General features: G+C 66.7%; 16 protein-coding genes, 1 tRNA gene and 1 pseudogene. 4 read left to right on the top strand and 14 right to left on the bottom strand.

All coding sequences use genetic code 11. From position 1 onward, the window contains the following. Window positions 1-13 precede the first annotated feature (13 nt). The 7 genes and pseudogenes from QZ613_RS18440 to QZ613_RS18410 all read right to left on the bottom strand — a co-directional run bounded on the left by QZ613_RS18440 (window position 14) and on the right by QZ613_RS18410 (window position 6,931). Window positions 14-1,219 (bottom strand): ABC transporter permease, encoded by a 1,206-nt coding sequence (locus tag QZ613_RS18440; RefSeq protein WP_291866418.1) that lies wholly within the window; start codon window positions 1,217-1,219, stop codon window positions 14-16. Beyond that, window positions 1,216-2,520, bottom strand: a complete 1,305-nt coding sequence (locus tag QZ613_RS18435) for a HipA domain-containing protein (protein WP_042334021.1) — start codon at window positions 2,518-2,520, stop codon at window positions 1,216-1,218. Before QZ613_RS18435 ends, QZ613_RS18440 begins: the two co-directional genes overlap by 4 nt. 637 nt (window positions 2,521-3,157) lie before the next feature. Continuing rightward, window positions 3,158-3,277, bottom strand: a pseudogene (locus QZ613_RS18430) (DNA-binding protein); the annotation flags it as partial. A gap of 29 nt (window positions 3,278-3,306) precedes the next feature. Beyond that, window positions 3,307-3,552 (bottom strand): AbrB/MazE/SpoVT family DNA-binding domain-containing protein, encoded by a 246-nt coding sequence (locus QZ613_RS18425; protein ID WP_042334024.1) that lies wholly within the window; start codon window positions 3,550-3,552, stop codon window positions 3,307-3,309. Between the two features lie 302 nt (window positions 3,553-3,854). Next, the gene (locus QZ613_RS18420) at window positions 3,855-5,063 is read right to left on the bottom strand and encodes an ABC transporter permease (protein ID WP_042334207.1); all 1,209 of its coding nucleotides are present in this window, start codon (window positions 5,061-5,063) and stop codon (window positions 3,855-3,857) included. After that, window positions 5,045-5,767, bottom strand: coding sequence for an ABC transporter ATP-binding protein (locus QZ613_RS18415; RefSeq protein ID WP_291866408.1), 723 nt, complete (start codon window positions 5,765-5,767; stop codon window positions 5,045-5,047). The genes QZ613_RS18420 and QZ613_RS18415 overlap by 19 nt, the downstream gene beginning before the upstream one ends. 3 nt (window positions 5,768-5,770) lie before the next feature. Then, window positions 5,771-6,931 carry an efflux RND transporter periplasmic adaptor subunit gene (locus QZ613_RS18410; protein WP_291983481.1) on the bottom strand — a complete coding sequence of 387 codons (1,161 nt, stop codon included), beginning with the start codon at window positions 6,929-6,931 and terminating at the stop codon, window positions 5,771-5,773. A 204-nt stretch (window positions 6,932-7,135) separates the two neighbouring features. Here QZ613_RS18410 and QZ613_RS18405 point away from each other — a divergent pair, with 204 nt between their 5' ends. Further along, on the top strand, window positions 7,136-9,121 hold the full coding sequence (locus QZ613_RS18405) for a UvrD-helicase domain-containing protein (protein ID WP_042334027.1): 1,986 nt from the start codon (window positions 7,136-7,138) through the stop codon (window positions 9,119-9,121). Between the two features lie 168 nt (window positions 9,122-9,289). Continuing rightward, window positions 9,290-9,787 carry a hypothetical protein gene (locus QZ613_RS18400; RefSeq protein ID WP_291866401.1) on the top strand — a complete coding sequence of 166 codons (498 nt, stop codon included), beginning with the start codon at window positions 9,290-9,292 and terminating at the stop codon, window positions 9,785-9,787. Window positions 9,788-9,882: 95 nt separating this feature from the next. Here QZ613_RS18400 and QZ613_RS18395 read toward each other — a convergent pair whose 3' ends face one another. Then, complete coding sequence (locus tag QZ613_RS18395; protein ID WP_291866398.1) at window positions 9,883-10,332, bottom strand: c-type cytochrome; 450 nt, start codon at window positions 10,330-10,332, stop codon at window positions 9,883-9,885. 115 nt (window positions 10,333-10,447) lie between these two features. Between QZ613_RS18395 and QZ613_RS18390 the strand changes: the two genes are divergently transcribed. Beyond that, a tRNA-Arg gene (locus tag QZ613_RS18390) sits at window positions 10,448-10,524 on the top strand. A 132-nt stretch (window positions 10,525-10,656) separates the two neighbouring features. On the opposite strand, the gene QZ613_RS18385 is transcribed toward QZ613_RS18390, so the two are convergent. Then, the gene (locus tag QZ613_RS18385; protein ID WP_291903252.1) at window positions 10,657-11,388 is read right to left on the bottom strand and encodes a ParB/Srx family N-terminal domain-containing protein; all 732 of its coding nucleotides are present in this window, start codon (window positions 11,386-11,388) and stop codon (window positions 10,657-10,659) included. Window positions 11,389-11,642: 254 nt separating this feature from the next. Here QZ613_RS18385 and QZ613_RS18380 point away from each other — a divergent pair, with 254 nt between their 5' ends. After that, window positions 11,643-12,323, top strand: a complete 681-nt coding sequence (locus QZ613_RS18380) for a 3'-5' exonuclease domain-containing protein 2 (RefSeq protein ID WP_291983479.1) — start codon at window positions 11,643-11,645, stop codon at window positions 12,321-12,323. 19 nt (window positions 12,324-12,342) lie between these two features. On the opposite strand, the gene QZ613_RS18375 is transcribed toward QZ613_RS18380, so the two are convergent. The 5 genes from QZ613_RS18375 to QZ613_RS18355 form a co-directional block, all read right to left on the bottom strand. Continuing rightward, complete coding sequence (locus QZ613_RS18375) at window positions 12,343-12,933, bottom strand: 1-acyl-sn-glycerol-3-phosphate acyltransferase (protein ID WP_043562604.1); 591 nt, start codon at window positions 12,931-12,933, stop codon at window positions 12,343-12,345. 179 nt (window positions 12,934-13,112) lie between these two features. Further along, the gene (locus QZ613_RS18370) at window positions 13,113-13,433 is read right to left on the bottom strand and encodes a multidrug efflux SMR transporter (protein ID WP_043562606.1); all 321 of its coding nucleotides are present in this window, start codon (window positions 13,431-13,433) and stop codon (window positions 13,113-13,115) included. Window positions 13,434-13,444: 11 nt separating this feature from the next. Beyond that, window positions 13,445-13,768: a multidrug efflux SMR transporter gene (locus QZ613_RS18365; RefSeq protein WP_043562608.1), complete on the bottom strand. Its 324-nt coding sequence runs from the start codon at window positions 13,766-13,768 to the stop codon at window positions 13,445-13,447. A 13-nt stretch (window positions 13,769-13,781) separates the two neighbouring features. Beyond that, entirely contained in the window at window positions 13,782-15,272 is a 1,491-nt protein-coding gene (locus tag QZ613_RS18360) for a DUF3482 domain-containing protein (protein ID WP_291983476.1), read from the bottom strand. Beyond that, on the bottom strand, window positions 15,269-16,729 hold the full coding sequence (locus QZ613_RS18355) for a DUF2868 domain-containing protein (RefSeq protein ID WP_043562612.1): 1,461 nt from the start codon (window positions 16,727-16,729) through the stop codon (window positions 15,269-15,271). The genes QZ613_RS18360 and QZ613_RS18355 overlap by 4 nt, the downstream gene beginning before the upstream one ends. Between the last annotated feature and the right edge of the window lie 261 nt (window positions 16,730-16,990).

Below are 16,990 nucleotides of genomic sequence, written 5' to 3'. Positions count from 1 at the left end.
GATCCGCGGCGTCTCATTCGGCGCGCAACGCGTCCACCGCGTTCAGCCGAGCCGCGCGCCGGGCCGGCAGGACGCCGGCCAGCAGGCCGATGGCCACGGCGATGAGTTCGGCGAGGGCGACGAAGCTCAGCGGCGTATGTACCGGGAGCGCCGGGACCAGCAGGTGGATCAACTGCGCCAGCCCGAAGCCGAGCAGCAGGCCCATCAATCCGCCGAGCGCCGAGAGGGCGACCGCTTCGCCGAGGAAGAGGCCAAGGATCGTCTGGCGTGGCGCGCCGAGGGCGACCAGCAGGCCGATCTCGCCCGTCCGCTCGTTGACCGCGATGGTCATGATGGTGACGATGCCCACACCGCCGACGAGCAGCGAGATGCTGCCCAGCGCGCCGACGGCCATGGTCAGCACGTCAAGGATGTTCGACAGCGTGCGCAGCATGTCTTCCTGGGTGGTGATCGTGAAATCCTCGCGGCCGTGGCGAGCCGTCAGCGTGCTCCTGACCAGCGCGCTGACGCCGGCGGCACGCACCCCTTCCTCGTACGACAGGTCGATCTTCATGATCCCGTCGCGGTTGTACAGCTCGAGCGCGCGTGCCGTCGGGATGTACGCGGCGTCGTCGAGATCGATGCCCAGGAACTGCCCCTTGGCTTCGAGGACGCCGATGACGCGAAACTGCATGCCGCCGACGTGTACCTTGGCACCGAGCGGGTTGGCGGTGCCGAACAGCTCCTCCTTGAGGCGTGCGCCGAGGACCATGAAGGCGCGCGCGCTGTCGGCGTCCTCGGCGGGCAGGAACTGGCCGCTGCGCACCTTGATGCTGAACACCTTGAGCATGTCGGCGCTGACGCCATTGACCGTCGTGCGCCGCAGGCGGCCATTGGCATTGACTTCGGAATTTCCCCAGACGGTCGCCGTCATGCCGGTAATGTGCGGCAGACGTTCGAGGGCGCGCGCGTCGTCGAGGGTCAGCGGCCGCACCGACGTCGGAATGCCGCTCGGCGCGTGCCCGGCGGTTTTCGTCCGGCCGGGCGAGACGCTGATGACGTTGGTGCCGAACTGCGTGAATTCGGCGAGCACGAAGCGATGGATGCCCTCGCCGATCGACGTCAGCAGGATCACCGCCGCGACGCCGACGGCAATGCCGAGCAGGGTCAGGAAGCTGCGCAGGCGGTGCGCGGTGATCGCGCGCAGGGCAAGGAGCAGGGAGTCGCGGGGGCGGATCATCTTTCCGGAAAAGACAGTCTGTGGGTCGTTTGAATGGCGTCGCGCCGTTCGTCGGCGACGCGCGCCTCGGCGGCAAACTCGGGCCAGCGCTGCACGGCTGCCTGCACTTCCGCGATGATCGTCGCCGCGCGGCCCCGTTTCATCAGCGCCGCCTGCGCGCAGGCCTTGAAATCATTGCGCGCGAACCCGTCCCGTTTTCCATTCAGCGTCATCTGGTGCGTGGCCGTCCAGGCCCCCGACGGATTGTAGCTGTAGGTGAGGTCGAAGGCCGGGGCGAGCGACCACTCGCCTTCCCGGTTCATCAGGAAGGCGATGTTCTTCACGTGGTCGTCCTGGTTGCGCGCGACGATGTTGAAGACCATCCGTCGGAACTGCTCCTCGACGGCGGCCATTGGCAGCCGCAATTGGTGGAGGGTCAGCAGTGCCTGCTCGTAGGCCGTGGCGCCGGCGTGGTTGAAATCGAAATGCGCCAGTGCGGCCAGCGACTGCATGTGCAGCTTTTCCCCACCCGGCAGGCGATCGAAGCGGCGGGTCATGAAGTGCCGCCGTCCGTTCTCCTCGAGCAGCCGGCAGGCGCTCATCGTGATCCCCGCCGCCTTGGCCATCAGGTGATAGGCGTACTCGATGGCGCCGTATCCCTGCGGATCTTCCAGCTCCTTGTCCTTGTTGCCGGAAACGCCGTCGAATTTCAGCAGCCAGTATTCGCAACCGTCGCCGGCCGCGATTGGTCCCGAACGCACCTCGCTGGTCGTCGGGTTCCACGCGATCACCGCCTTGGCCCGCGCCCCGCCGGCGGCCGTGCCGACGCTCAGGAGGTCGCGCAGCGCCTTCGCCTTGCCCGCCTGGTGAAAACGTTCCTGGAGATCGTCCCGATGCGTCAGGACTTCGCTCGCCCGCCGTACCAGCGCAGCGACGTCGACCGGCCTTGCCTCGCGCCCTCGCGGCCCCCGTGCCGGCATAAACTCCAGCGCACCCATGCCGCGCCTGCCGGTGTAGCAAAGGCGCTGCACCGCGTTGAAACTCTCCGGCCTGCGGCCCTGCGTGGCCAGCCAGGCGTCGATCAAGGCGTTGCCGAAGCGGTCCGGCAGCGAATCCGCGAGCAGTCCCGGCAAACCGTGGAAGGCCTCGCGCGGCAACGCCGGGAATTCATACACCCGCTCGTTCAGGGGCATGGTCAGCGGCGCAATCTCGATGCCGCTGCGCGCGAACTCCGGGTCGTACTGAAAGGCCGCGACGTCCCGTCCTTCCGGCCGCGACACGGCGCCGATCGTCCGGCCCCAGAGCTGGACCCTGGCGATCATGTCGGATCACCCCAGGTCAATTTCTTCTCGCCGGGCTGCTTTGCCAGCGCCGCCTGGGTAGGCTTGCGCTTTCGAGCGTCCCTAAAATGTGCGGAGCTCGACTGCAAAAGTGCGGAGCGTTCGGGGATTGTGCGGAGCCCAAGTGCGCGGCGTCACCCATTCGAGGACATGGCTGGACTCGACCAATCGGAGTCAAATCGGCATTCTCTTGCAGAGAAATAGCCCCAATTGGCCCGAATAAGCCCGAATTGCCCCGGAACAGCCCTGATGAGAGTTCAGGATCCCTCATGACAAGCCCCATCGTGAGCCGCGACCGTGCACCGTCGGGCCAAGCCAAGGATCCGCAGGGGGGGCCGCACGTGCGGAGTCAAACGCAGGAGGTCGGGTCCTCCCCTGTGCCTTGGGCAAAAGTCACGACGCGTTTCTCGCGCTACCTGCCGAGCGCCTTCCCGGCGAACTATCCGGAATCTCCGGATAGTTACCTCTCTCAGGGAGCTCAAATCCAGATCCAGGGAACTCGGTGGCGAAATTCGGGGAGGTCGAGCCAAAACGCCAGCGGTGGTCATGCGACCGCCTCCCCTCTGCGAATGCCCCAATAGGGGGTTCAATCTGGCTGGGCAGGACGGTTGAGAATCATTCATGGCGAGGCTTCTGGTGCGATCAGTGTCACCTCGGAAAAATAGGAGGTGTAGCGTCGCGTATCTCGGGTCAATAGCGGAAATCGCGATACAGCGGCATGCGCACCGATGAAGAAGTCGGCGAACACCTTGGTGTCGACCAGCAGCATCAGCCCTCACTCTCACTGTGCAGTAGCGCCATCAGCTCGTTAGTCCGCCATTTGACATCGGCTTTGCCACGGGCAGCTTCGAAGCGGTCGGGCTTGTGACTCGGCCTCGCGCCGGCCTTGTGGATTACGACATCCCCTTCGCGATTGACCGAGAAATCCACGGAGCAACCGGGTGCCAGGTTCAAGGCATCACGAATCTGCTTGGGGATGGTGACCTGACCCTTGCTGGTAAGTGTCGTCGCCATGTCTCGCGCCTCCTTCTGGATTGCGTTGGCGAATATTGTAATGCCCGGTGAGTGGGTGTGCTGTCGAGGTTACGGCGGGCAAGTGATTTCCTCGCCATGTACACCATGCGCCTCGCCAGTGCGTCATTGCGAGGAGGCGCAGCCGACGTGGCAAGCCAGAGATCTTTCTCCTGGCGGTGGCGATGCGTCGGCGGTGAAGAAGTAAGAGGGTGGAGCTGGATTGCCGCGTCGGCTTTGCCTCCTCGCAATGACGGCGTAGGTGCGTGCCGCTCGTCAGAGTTCTCGCCCGCTCCGTCGCCGGCTCAACGCCGGGACAGCGACAGCACCGGATCCAGCCGCGCGGCCTGGCTGGCGGGCAGGACGCCGAAGAGCACGCCGGTGACGAGCGCCGTGCCGAGCGCGGCGAGCACGGCCCAGTCGGGGGGGAAGGCCGGGTAGACCGGGTAGAGCTGGCGGATGAGCGCCGCGCCCGCCTGCCCCAAGACGAAGCCGAGCACGGCGCCGGCGACCGAGAGCATCGCCGCTTCGGTCAGGAAGGCGTTGCGGATCGTCGTGCCGGTGGCGCCGAGGGCCTTGAGCAGACCGATTTCGGCGGTGCGCTGGGCGACCGAGACGAGCATCACGTTCATCACCAGGATGCCGGCGACGGCCAGGCTGATGGCGGCGATGCCGGCGACGGCGAGGGTCATCGTTCCGAGCAGGCGGTCGAAGGTGGCGAGAACGGCGTCCTGGGTGATGATCGTCACGTCCTCCTCGCCGTCGTGACGCTGCTTGATGATCTCGGTCACCTGCACCTTGGCCGGTTCGATCGCTTCGCGGCTGCTCGCTTCGACGAGAATCCGGAACAGGGTGTTGCTGTTGAACATCGCCTGCGCCAGCGCCACCGGGACGATGACCAGCTCGTCGGTATTCATCCCCAGCCCCTGGCCGCTGGACGCGAGGACGCCGACGATGCGAAAGCGGCGGTCGCCGACGCGCACCAGTTGTCCGAGCGCCGACTCGTGGCCGAACATTTCGTCGCGCACCTTGGCGCCGATGACCGCCTCCGAAACGCCACGACGCCAGTCGCCGGTGGGCAGGAAGCGCCCCTGTGCGAGCGCCAGGCGGCGCACGTCGATGAACTCGGCGGTGGTGCCGACGACCATTACTTCGCGCAGCTTGCCGGCAAAGCTGATCTCGGACGTGCCGACGGCCAGCGGTGCGGCGCGGTGCACGGCGTTGGCGCGCAGCAGCGCCTGCGCGTCGTCGATGGTCAGGTCGCGCGGCGTGCTGGTGACCGCGTTGCCGGGGTTGAAGCCGCCGGTCTGCGAGCGCCCGGGCAGGACGATGACCAGGTTGCTGCCGATCGACGAGAACTCCCTGAGCACGTAGCGGCGGGCGCCGTCGCCGAGCGCGGTGAGGACGACGACCGCGGCCACGCCGATGGCCATCGCCAGCACCAGCAGGAAGGTGCGCAGGGGATTGCCGGTCGCCGCGTCGCGGGCGAAGCGGATCAGGTCGGGAGTACGCACGTGCTGGTGGTCGCTTCAGGGGGCGCGCTGTCGTGTTGCAGCGCGCCGTCTTCCATCAGCAGCTGGCGCCTGGCGCGCGCGCCGAGGGCGCCGTCGTGGGTGACGACGATCAGCGTCACGCCGCGGCCGTTGAGCGTTTCGAGCAGGCGCATGACTTCCTCGCCGGTGGCGCGATCGAGGTTGCCGGTGGGCTCGTCGGCGAGAATCACGGCCGGCTGCATGATCGTCGCGCGGGCGATCGCCACGCGTTGACGCTGGCCACCGGAGAGCTGGTCCGGGCGATGGTCGGCGCGGTTCTCGAGCCCGTAGTCGCGCAGCGTCTGCGCCACCCGCTCGGCACGTTGCGCGGGCGCGATGCCGGCGAGAATCATCGGCAGGGCGACGTTCTCGGCGGCGGTCAGGCGCGGCACCAGGTGAAAGCTCTGGAAGACGAAACCGATGCGCTCGCTGCGTACCCGCGCCTGCTCTTCCGCCGACAGCGTGGTGACGTCGCGGCCTGCGAGCTGGTAGGTGCCGGCATTGGGGCGGTCGAGCAGGCCGAGGAGGTTGAGCAGCGTCGATTTCCCCGAGCCGGACGGGCCCATCACCGCGACGTACTCGCCGGCGGCGATGGTCAGGTCAAGGCGGCGCAGCGCGTGCACCTCGCTGTCGCCGAGCTGAAAAACGCGCTCGATGCCGGCCAGTTCGATCAGCGCTGCGCCCATTGGCTAGCGGCCGGCGGCCGCCTGGCCGTCGACCGAATAAGGCGCGCCGGCCTTGACGCCGGCGCGTTCGAGCGAGGTCACGACGCGGTCACCCGGCGCCAGCCCGTCGAGCACTTCGGCGAACTCCCAGTTGGCCAGACCGGTCTTCACCTTGCGCTCTTCGAGCCTGCCTTCGGCGCCGGCGACCAGCACTCGTCCGCCTTCGAGCAGCGCCGAGGTCGGTACCCGGACGACGTTCTCGCGCACGTCGAGGATCACTTCGATGTCGGCGCTGTAGCCGACGAGCAGCTTGCCGGGCGCCGTCGGGTCGTCGAAAGTGGCCTCGATATCGACCGTGCGCGCCTGCTTCTCGAGCGCCGAGACGTAGGGCGCGACGCGCTTGACCTTGCCCGGGAACGATTGCCTGGGCAGCGCGTCGAGGCTGATCCGCACCGGTTGCCCGGCAGCGATGCGCGGCGCATCGACTTCGTCCATCGGCGCCTTGACGTACAGGCACGAGTCGTCGATCAGGTCGATCGCCGGCGGCGTCGGCACGCCCGGCGGCGACGGCGTCGAGTACTCGCCGACCTCGCCGACGATCTTGGCGACGGTGCCGGCGAAAGGCGCGTAGAGCACGGTCCGGCCCTCCTCGACGCGGGTCAGGCGGACTCGCGCTTCGGCTTGCACGACGTCGGCCCTGGCGGCGGCACAACCGGCGCTCCTGGCCTGCGCCTCGCTGCGCGCGCTGTCCTCCTTGGCGGGCGACACAAAGCCCTTGGCGCGCAGGCTCGCCTGTCGCTCGGCCTCGCGTTCGGCGTTGGCGGCGACGGTGCAGGCTTCGTTTACGCGCTGGCGAGCGGTGGCCACCTGCGTGGCGTACCACGCCCGCTGCGCCTGCTGGTCGTCGTTCCACAGCTTCATCAGCAGCTGGCCCTTCTCGACGCGGTCGCCCTCCCTGACCGCCAGCACCTCGATGCGGCCACCGGTGATCGTCGACAGCTTGGTGCGCTGGCAGGCTTCGATGGTCCCGGCGCGGGTGTTGGCGATCGTCGATTCGACCAGGCCGCGTTCGATTTCCCTGAACACCACCGCCACCGGCTCTGGCCGCGTTGCCCACCACACGCCTCCGCCGATCAGCACGACGACGGGCACAGCAAGCAACAGACGGCGAATCAGCGAAGACATGGCGACATGGCGGGGAGGCTCAGGGTTGGCGAGGCAGCTTGAGGGCAAGGTCCGTCATGTTCTGACGAAACCGTGCCCAGGGCAAGGACGGAACGTCTCGTCGCGCCTCGCTGCCGCTGGCCGGCCCGGCGCCAGCTCGGTGGCCCTCGGCGAGCATGCTAGAATCGCCCCCCGCTTCCGCCCCCGCTGGTGTCCGCCCGCCCGATGTCCTCGCTCAACCCCCCGCAACGCGAAGCGATCCGCTACCTCGACGGTCCGCTGCTGGTTCTGGCTGGCGCCGGATCGGGAAAGACGCGGGTGATCACCGAGAAGATCGCCTATCTGATCGAGGTCTGCGGTTTCAGCCCGGGCAATATCGCCGCCATCACCTTCACCAACAAGGCGGCGAAGGAAATGCAGGCGCGGGTGAGCAAGCTGCTCGCCGACAAGCCGTCGAAAGGCCTGACCATCTCGACCTTCCACGCGCTCGGCGTGCGCATCCTGCGCGAGGAAGCGCGCACGCTCGGCTACAAGCCGAACTTCTCGATTCTCGATTCCACCGACTGTTTTGCCATCGTCTCCGAACTGGCCGCCAGCGTCGACAAGGCGGTCATCCGCAAGCTGCAATCGCTGATCTCGAACTGGAAGAGCGCGCTGGTCTCGCCCGATCAGGCGCGCAAGGAAGCGCAGAACGACACCGAACTGCTCGCCGCGAACGCCTTCGCCAGCTATTCGGCGACTCTGCAGGCGTATCAGGCGGTCGATTTCGACGACCTGATCGCGTTGCCGGTGGCGCTCTTCGAAAATCATCCGGAAGTGCGCGAGAAGTGGCAGAACCGCCTGCGCTACCTGCTCATCGACGAATATCAGGATACCAACACCAGCCAGTACAGATTGCTCAAGCTGCTCGCCGGACCGCGCGCCGCGTTCACCGCGGTCGGCGACGACGACCAGGCGATCTATGGCTGGCGCGGCGCCGACATCGAAAATCTGCGCGGGTTGCCGCGCGACTATCCGCAGCTCAAGCTGATCAAGCTCGAACAGAACTATCGCTCGACGGTGCGCATCCTCAAGGCGGCCAACGCGCTGATCGCGCACAACGAAAAGCTGTTCGACAAGAAGCTGTGGTCCGACCTCGGCCACGGCGACCCGATCACCGTCAGCATCTGCCAGGACAACGAAAAGGAAGCCGAGGCGGTGGTCATGAAGCTGCAGGCGCACCGCTTCGAGCATCGCGGCGCGTTCCGCGATTACGCCATCCTCTACCGCGGCAACTTCCAGGCGCGGGCGCTCGAGCATTTCCTGCGCAACCAGCGCATCCCCTACCTGCTGTCCGGCGGCCAGTCGTTCTTCGAGAAGAGCGAGATCAAGGATCTCGTCGCCTATCTGCGCCTGCTGGCCAACGACGCCGACGACCCGGCGTTCATCCGTGCGGTGGGCACGCCGCGGCGTGGCGTCGGCGCCAGCACGCTGCAGGCGCTCGGCGGCTACGCTGGCGAACGCCACCTGTCGCTGTTCGCCGCCGCTTTCGAACAGGGCTTCGCGCAGCGCGTGCAGCCGCGCCAGCTGGCGCCGCTGCTCGAATTCTGCGAATTCATCAATCGCCTGCAGGCGCGCGCCGACCGCGACCCGGCGGCGCAGCTACTCGGCGAACTGCTCGACGCCATCGCTTACGAGGACTGGCTCAACGAGCGCGACGAGAAGCGTGCGGCGCAAATAAAGTGGGGCAACGTCCAGGAGTTCTGCGACTGGCTGGGCAAGAAGGGCCAGGAGGAAAACAAGACGCTGATCGACCTCACCCAGACCATTGCCCTGATCAACCTGCTCGACAAGAACGAGGCGGACGTCGACGCCGTCCAGCTATCGACCCTGCACGCCGCCAAGGGGCTGGAGTTCAGGCACGTCTTTCTGATCGGTATCGAAGAAGGCATTCTGCCGCACCGCGAAGCGCAGGCCGACGGCCGCATCGAGGAGGAGCGCCGCCTGATGTACGTCGGAATCACCCGCGCGCAGCGGTCGCTGCACCTGAGCTATTGCGAGCGACGCAAGCAGGGCCGCGAAACGATTCCCTGCGAGCCGTCGCGTTTCGTCGCCGAAATGGGCAGCGAGGATCTGCGCGTGTCCGGCGGCAAGAGCGCCGCGCCGCCGGACAAGGCCGCCAACTCCGACCGCCTGGCAGCGATGAAAGCGATGCTCGGCAAGGCCCGGTGAATCCTGGCAAGTCCCTCTGCTCCGGGAGGTGGTTACAGCGCGTTACGCGACGTTACGCGCGACCTGACATCGCATTGGCAAGCGCCCGCGTTAATGCTGGCAAGGCCGAAACAACAGAAACAGCAAAACGGCCGAGCGCACAATACCAATCAATCTCAGGAGATCCACATGTTCAAGAACATCATCGCCGTTGCCATCGCCGCCGCTTTCAGCACCGCCGCTTTCGCACAAGCGCCTTCTGCCGCCGGCGCAACCAAGGCCGTCGAGGCCGTCAAGCCAGCCGCAGCGGTTGCCGCAACGCCAGCTGCGACGACGCCAGCGGTTGCGACCCCTGCAGCGACTCCCGCGGTGACCCCGGCAGTTGCTGCCACCGCAGCGACCGCCAAGCCCGAAGCGATGGCTACCGAAACCATGCACGACGCCAAGCCGAAGGCGAAGGCGCCGGCGCACAAAGCAGTGGCCAAGCATCCGGCGGGCGATAAGATGGACGCCGCCCCGGTCGAAGGCGCGACCGCCAAGCCGGAAGCGATGGCTGGCGAGAAGATGCACGATGCCAAGCCAAAAGCAAAGGCGCCCGCTCACAAGGCAGCGGCCAAGCCTGTGGCAGGCGAGAAGATGGACGCGGCACCCGCGGCTGAGAGTGCTGCTCCGGCTACGACCAAGTAATCACTGCCGCACGCCGTGAGCCTGGGAAGAAGCTTCTTCCCAGGTAAAAAAAGAGACCCTGCGGTCTCTTTTTTTGTTACACCCGAGCAAACGCCTTACTTGACGAGGCCCAGCAGATGTTCGACGGCAGCCTTGATCTCGTCGTCGGTCAGGTCCGCGGCGCCACCCTTGGGCGGCATCGCGCCCTTGCCGTTGGTGGCACTGGCGACCAGTGCGTCGGTTCCGGTGGCAATGCGCGGCGCCCAGGCTTCCTTGTCGCCTGCCTTCGGCGCGCCGGCGGCGCCACTGGCGTGGCAGGCCATGCAGACTGCCTTGTAAACCGCCTCGCCGCTACGCGGCTCCCCTGCGGCTGCAGTCGCTGCCGGCTTCTGGTACGCCAGCTTGGCCACCGGCAGAATGCGGGCATAGATCGCGTCGGCGTCGCTGGCGGACTGGGCGCTGCCCTTGCCGATCATCGACAGCGGCCAGATGACGACCATCAGGAGAACGGCGATGACGATGGTGATCACCAGGATCGTCCGTGAAGAAAATTGTTTTTGCGCCATGCCGAATCCTTGGTTGTCTGCGGGTTAGATGACGAATTGTAACGCCGTTTGCCGCCGCCCAGAAGTGCCGAGCTGGACGGCCCAGGGCAAACCGGTTAAGCTTGCCGTCCTGCACGCGCCCGTAGCTCAGTTGGATAGAGTACTGCCCTCCGAAGGCAGGGGTCGGACGTTCGAATCGTCTCGGGCGTGCCAGAAGCACAGGAAAATGGGCACCTCATTGGGTGCCCATTCGGTTTTTACGACGGCTCGACGGCTCTCTTCGCGGCTGCGCAACGCGCCGCTGATCGGGCTCGCTACGCAGCCTTTCCTGCCAGCGCGCTCGCGCTAACCCGAGCGACCGACGAATCCCGGCAGTCCCGCCGCCTCGGGAGAACTCGCCAAATAGCGCGCCCAGCCGATCTTCTCGTCGTAGTCGTCGGGGTCGGCCTGGCGAATGTCTTCCAGGGTCATCTCCATGCAGTTCTTCTTGCACGTCAGCTGCTCGGCGAAGATCACGCGGGTGCGGAAGAAGCTGCCCCATTTGAACTCGGCGAAGATGGCGTTATTGGGGTCCTTGACGTAGCCGTAGCCTTCGCGCACCAGCCAGGAGAGGCTCCGATACAGGTCGTTGTCGAGGTCTTTGACGTGCTGCTTGAGTGTGCTCGGATTGTTCGGACCGGCGCCCATGGCGTCGAAGGGGTACACCCAGTTATTGGCGGCCATCGTTTTCCAGAAGTGCTTTCCCGCGATGGAATTCCAGTTGCGCGTGACGAGGACCGGGACCTCCATGTCGCCTTTGGCGCGCCACAGCGAAACGCTCAAGTGGTGGTGGTCGATGAGGTAGAACTGCCCGCCGTTGCCGATGATCACCGGGACGGTGCGCGGCAGGAGATAGTCTTCCAGAGCGCTGTCGCTCTTTTCCTTGATTTTCGCCACCTTGACGTTCACTTCGTCCATGCCGACGGCGTTCTGGGTGGGCTTGAGGTCACTGAGCTTGAGACGCCCCAGAGTGCCTTGCGGACTCTGCGCGTCGATTTTGGGGAGAAAACCGCATACTTCGTCACTCTTCTTGGCCATTGATCGCTCCTGGTGTGGTGGACATCGTGGGCAATTCCCCGGCGCGGCGTGGCTGCCCGGTGCGCCGCCCGCAGCTTGTGGAGACGGGGAATGGTCTCGGCACCGGGGTTGAAACTCTCGCGATGGTATTCCGATAGGCCCCGGAGATTCAACCCTGCACCGAACAGCGGATTCGACGATAATCCCTGGCCTGACGCCTGCGCTTCTCGCGCCGGCGCGAACAGATAGTTCCTTACAGCGAAGTGATGCAGCGAATGACGAATGCGATGGCTCCGCAGCGCCCGACCCGGGAAGAAATTGCGCAGCTCCCGCCTTTTGCCGGCTTGCCCCTTGAGCGTATTCATTTGCTGAGGACAGCGGCGCAGTTCGAGGCCGCGCGCGGCGAAATCCTGCGTGCCGGTTTCGTCGGCTTCGACACCGAGAGCAAGCCGACCTTTGCCAAGGGTGAGCTGACCAGCGGGCCGCACGTCGCCCAGTTCGCGCTGCGCGAGCAGGCCTTCATCGTCCGCGTCGAAGGCGCGGCGGCGTGCGAATTCATCAAGAGCGTCGTCGAATCAGACGCGGTGGTGAAGGTCGGCTTCGGGCTGAAGTCGGATCGGACGGTGCTGCTGAGCAAGCTTGGCGCCAGCATTCGGGCGATGATCGATCTTGCGGACGCGCTGCGCAGGAAGGGAATTCGCCAGACGATTGGCGCGAAAGCCGCGGTGGCCATGGTCCTCGGACAGCGCCTGCAGAAGTCGCGCTCGGTGACGACGTCCAACTGGGCGCGCCAGACGCTGCTGCCGAACCAGCTTCTTTATGCGGCCAACGACGCCTACGCCGCTCTGGCCGTGTTCTATGCACTGGACCTGCACCTTGCACCCGTCGCCCCGGCTGGACCCTCCGCCTCTGCCGAGTCGGTGGAGCCGGTGGAGTCCGTCGAATCGCCCGATTGATACGCGCTGCGCCAGCGCATCAATCGGCGTGGTACTGGCTGGCGTTCCTGCCTTTGAACGGTGCATAGAAAGCCTTGATGGCAGCGATGTCGGCCTCGACGTCGCCGGTCGGCACGAAGATTTCTCCCAGGCCACTGACCTTTTTCTCGTAATCCATGTAGGCGAGGACGATCGGCACCTGTGCACTGACGGCGATATGGTAGAAGCCGGTCTTCCATTGCCGCGTCTTGCTGCGTGTTCCTTCGGGCGGGACGATCAGTTGCACCGGGCCATCGGCGGCCTTGAGCGCGGCTGCCGACGCGGCGACCAGATTGTTGGCCGTTTCGCGCGCAACGGGGATGCCGCCGAGCCACATCATCAGGCCGCGAAACGGCGGCCTGAAAATCTGCGCCTTGCCCATCCAGTAGATATTCAGCCGCAGGGCGAAGGCGACCATCAGCGTGTAGGGCAGGTCCCAGTTGCTGGTGTGCGGAGCGGCGATCAACACGCTCTTGCTCGCCGACGGCGGCAGACTGCCCTCGATCTTCCAGCCGGTGAGCTTCAGGAAGCTCACCGAGAAAGCGCGCAGCAGGGTGTTGACGATCGGGGTGCCGAAAATGGTTCGGTGCATGGGTCTGCCTGTCAGTTGGCGCGCAGTACCGGTCGCCGGAAGGCAGGCCACCGCGTTTGAAACGGGACGCGCATTATCGCCTGTCCTGGCCGCCGGTAGGCGTGCAATGAGTCGGTTGGCTGCGATCAGGGGCGTTCGCGACGGCCTTGTCGCGTGATTGCCTGAATGCAACGGCGCGGCTACGCCACCAGCTTCAGGCCGAGGATGCCGGCGACGATCAGGCCGATGCAGAAGAAACGGGCCAGCGTTGCCGCCTCCCCGAATACCGCGATGCCGAGCGCAAAGGTGCCGACGGCGCCGATCCCGGTCCATACCGCGTAGGCGGTGCCCATCGGAATGCTCAGTTGCGCGTAGAGCAGCAGTGCGCCGCTGGCGACGATGCACACGCCGGCAAAGGAGATCCATCCCCAGTGCGTGCCGCGCTCGCCGTGCCCGAGTTTGAGCCCCAGCGGCCAGCCGCACTCGAAAAGTCCGGCGACGAGAAGTGCCACCCAGTCCATCGTTCCGGCGCCTACTTCGAGGCGATCTTGAGGCCGACGATGCCGGCGACGATCAGGGCAACGCAGAAGAAACGCTCTATCGTTGCTGCTTCGCCAAAGAGGAGTATGCCGAGAACGAAGGTACCGACGGCGCCGATGCCGGTCCACACGGCGTAGGCGGTGCCCATGGCAATTTGCCGCTGCGCGATCAGCAGCAGCGCGCCGCTGGCGCCCATGCTCAGTGCGGCGAAGGCCAGCCAGCCCCAATGGGCGCCACTCGGCGACCAGCCGAGCTTCAGCCCGACCGGCCAGCCCCATTCGAAAACGCCGGCGACGAGCAGCGCCATCCACTCCATGCTCTGTTCTCGCTCAGCCCGGGGCAGCGGGATAGAGGTCGTCGAGCAGCTTGCGGGCGATCTCGGCGATCAGCGGCGTGGCGGCGCCGGCAACGCTGCCCGGGTCGATGTCGCTCGCCGCGACGCCCGTCTCGCGGCCGGCCCAGGCAGCCAGCAGCCTGGCCCTGCTCGCCGCGACGGCCGCGGTCACCAGCGGGGGCCAGAACGCCGGATACTCGGTTTCTCGCCACTCGCCGCGTCCGCGCCCGTAATGCGCGACGGCCAGGTAGCGCAACAGCGAGCTGACCACCAGTTCGCACAGGAAGCTGTCGTCCCAGCGCAAGGTGGTGCCGCGTCGACCGCGCGCCATATTGACGCCGCGGGCAATGCCGGCGCCGCCCAGCGCGCCGACGACGGCGCCGGTGATCATCCCGGCGCCGAGCGTCAGGCCGGCGTGCGCGATGTCGACGCCGAGGCCGGTCAATGCGCCGGATACCGCGCCGCCCATGAGCGCCGCCTTGCGCTCATTGACCGGGGCTTCGACGCTCACGGTCAGCGCGATGCGCCGCAGCAGCTCTTCGCTGGCGTGGCCTTCGAGTTCGTGAATGGCGATCAAACGATCGAGCCCCGCCTGCAGATCGCTGTCGACGCGCGAAGCGAGCGCCTGCAGGGCGCGCGCCTTGTCGTCCCCGGCAGCGTCGTCGCCAGCCGCCGCGTTGCGGCCAACACCGAGCGCGCGCTTGAGGTCGCGCAGCGTTCCTGTCAGCCGCGTTTCGGGCAAGGTTTCGAGATCCAGCGCGGCGCGCGCCAGCGTTTCTGCCAACACCGCCATCGACGCGTCGAACTGTGCCTCACGGCGCGCCTGCCAGGCGCCGACCAGGCGTGCGTAGGCTTCCCCGCGTTGTGCCGGCAACATCGTGCCGACTTCGTGCAGGAGGGTGATCTCCTGCACCCAGCAGCGTGCAAAAGCGTCCAGCGGGAGCACCGAGTGGACGATTGGATAGCCGCCGAGGAGGCTTCGCCAGCGGTCGTGTTCGGCGGCTTCCTCGGCGGGCGGTCGCGAACGGCCGGTCTGGTTGAGGAGGACGATGACCGGTTTGCCGATCCACTCGAGAACGGCAAGCTCGGGTTCGAGGTAACCGGCGTCAGCCGGTTCCTCCGAGGCATTGACCAGGTAGAGCACCACGTCGGCCTGGTCGCGGACGTTGGCCACCGCCTGCTGGGTAAACCACATCGAGCGATCACGAAAGCGATCCCAGACCTGCCCGACGAACCAGCCGATGGGGTTGCCCTGCTGGCGCAGGCGCTTGGCAAGTCGGGCGCTGTCGCCAAACCCGGGGGTGTCCCAGAGCGTCAATTCGTCGCCTTCGGGCGTGCTGATCAGCGAGTAGGCGTTGACGTCGACGGTGACGTGCGGTGCGTCGCGTACCTCGCCGACGTCGCAGCCGAGCAGCGTCCGCGCCAGCGTTGTCTTGCCGGCGTTGGTATGCGAAATCAGCGACAGGGAGATGCGATCTGCGCTCATGCCGAGCCCTCCAGACGACGTTCGATCTCGTCCTGCGCCGCGTTCAGATCGGCTTGGGCGAGATCCAGGAAAACCGGGGTGAGCCCGAGTTCGGCGAGATCGGCGAGTTCGCTGCGCCAGGCGGCCCGGCGCTGTTCGATACGGCGTGGATCGGGGTCGAAACGGGCGCGCCACGGCGCTTCATCGACCAGCACGAGGACCGGCCCGCCATTTCCCATGGCGCGCACGGCACGAACGAAGGCGCCCTGTGTTTCGCGCTCCGGGGTGGCCAGCAGACTGAACAGCGCGACGCTCAGGCCGTGGCCCTCGCGGTGCCCGCCTGCCGGTAGCGTCTCTTCTCCGCCATAGCTCACCGGCGTCGCCCAGGTGAGCTGCGCGTTGTCGCCGAAGACCCGCCTGAGCAGCCGCTGCAGGCCGGTCGTCGTTGCCGGCGCCGGGTGATAGCTGTAGGGGATGACGGTCAGCTGAGCCGGTCCGGCCAGGTAGCCGTGCAGCAGGCGCTGGAAATAGGGGTCGCCAAGGTCGCCGAGCAGGCGTGCGCGGCGATGGCGTTCAAGCAGGCCGCTGGCAATACCGAGAACGCTGCGCGGCACGATGACGACGATGAACAGCGTGGCGGCGAGAAGATGCAACCAAGGCGCGGCGTTTTCCGTCGCCGGCAGGACGCCGAAGCGGATCGCGGCGAGTCGGTCAACGTCGGGCAGGAGCGAACCGGTGAGCCACAGCGCCGGTGCCAGCAGCACGCTCAGCAGGCGGTGCACCGTTTCGGCGTCGAGGAAGGTACTCTCCCAGCCGGCGCGATATTCGAAGGCCAGTCCGCGCAGATAAAGCCCGCTCAGGATGCCGGCGGCAAACAGTGCGGCGGCGAAGTGCAGCAGGCGTGCGACGCGTGCGGCGTAGAGAGGCGCGGCAATCTGACTCCAGTCGCCCAGCAGTCGGGGCAGCACGGCAGCCGGCATGGCGACGCCGCGTTGGCGCAGCCGGCGACCGCTGCCGGCCAGGCCGGCGACCAGCGCGCGGCGCACGGGGCCCGCTTGACGGGCTGGTTTGCCACCGCGGCGCAGGCTATTGACGAGAAGCAAGAGGTAGACCGCGACGTTCCACGCCAGCAGGCCGAGCACCGGTGGCGCCAGCAGGTTGATGTTCTGGCCCGATCCGATGCGGTCGATGAGCACACCGGCGGCAAAGGAGAGCACCATCACCAGGGCAGCGATCCAGCCGCGCCACAGCAGACCGTCTACGACGCGAACGAAACCGGGGTCACGCGGTCGCAAGCGGTCGAGCGCAAATCGCGCGCGGCAGGCGATGAAATCAGCGGCTCTGGCGCCTTCACCGACGGCCTCTGCCGCCGCCTGGCTGGACCACGAGCGGTCCTCGTCGGTCCAGCTTTGCCTGTCCCCGTCGACGGTCTCGACGGCGCGCACTGCGGTGGTCAGCAGGGCGTCGCGTTCATTCATCGTCGGGCGATATGAGGGAGGGATGGCGGGCCGCAATGAGCGGGGAGTGGTCGGGGGTAGGCGTGCGCACTGCGCAGAGTTTCTCTGGCCCGGTCGGCGCTGTCAAGCGCGGGAAACCAGTACGGGTAAGCGGCGGCCGCCTGCGCGCTCGGGCGCAGTGGCTGGCGTCGTTGGCGAAGCGCCGGGCCGGTGCAAACGCTCTTGCGCGGCAAGGTACCGCCAGACTTGCTGGCAAATCTTGTCGTTTTCGTGAAACCTGTC

It is taken from the genome of Candidatus Accumulibacter sp. ACC005, assembly GCF_907163215.1.
Lineage (GTDB): Bacteria > Pseudomonadota > Gammaproteobacteria > Burkholderiales > Rhodocyclaceae > Accumulibacter > Accumulibacter regalis.
Note: the sequence above shows the minus strand (reverse complement) of the source record. Positions and strands in the feature narration are given on the sequence as shown.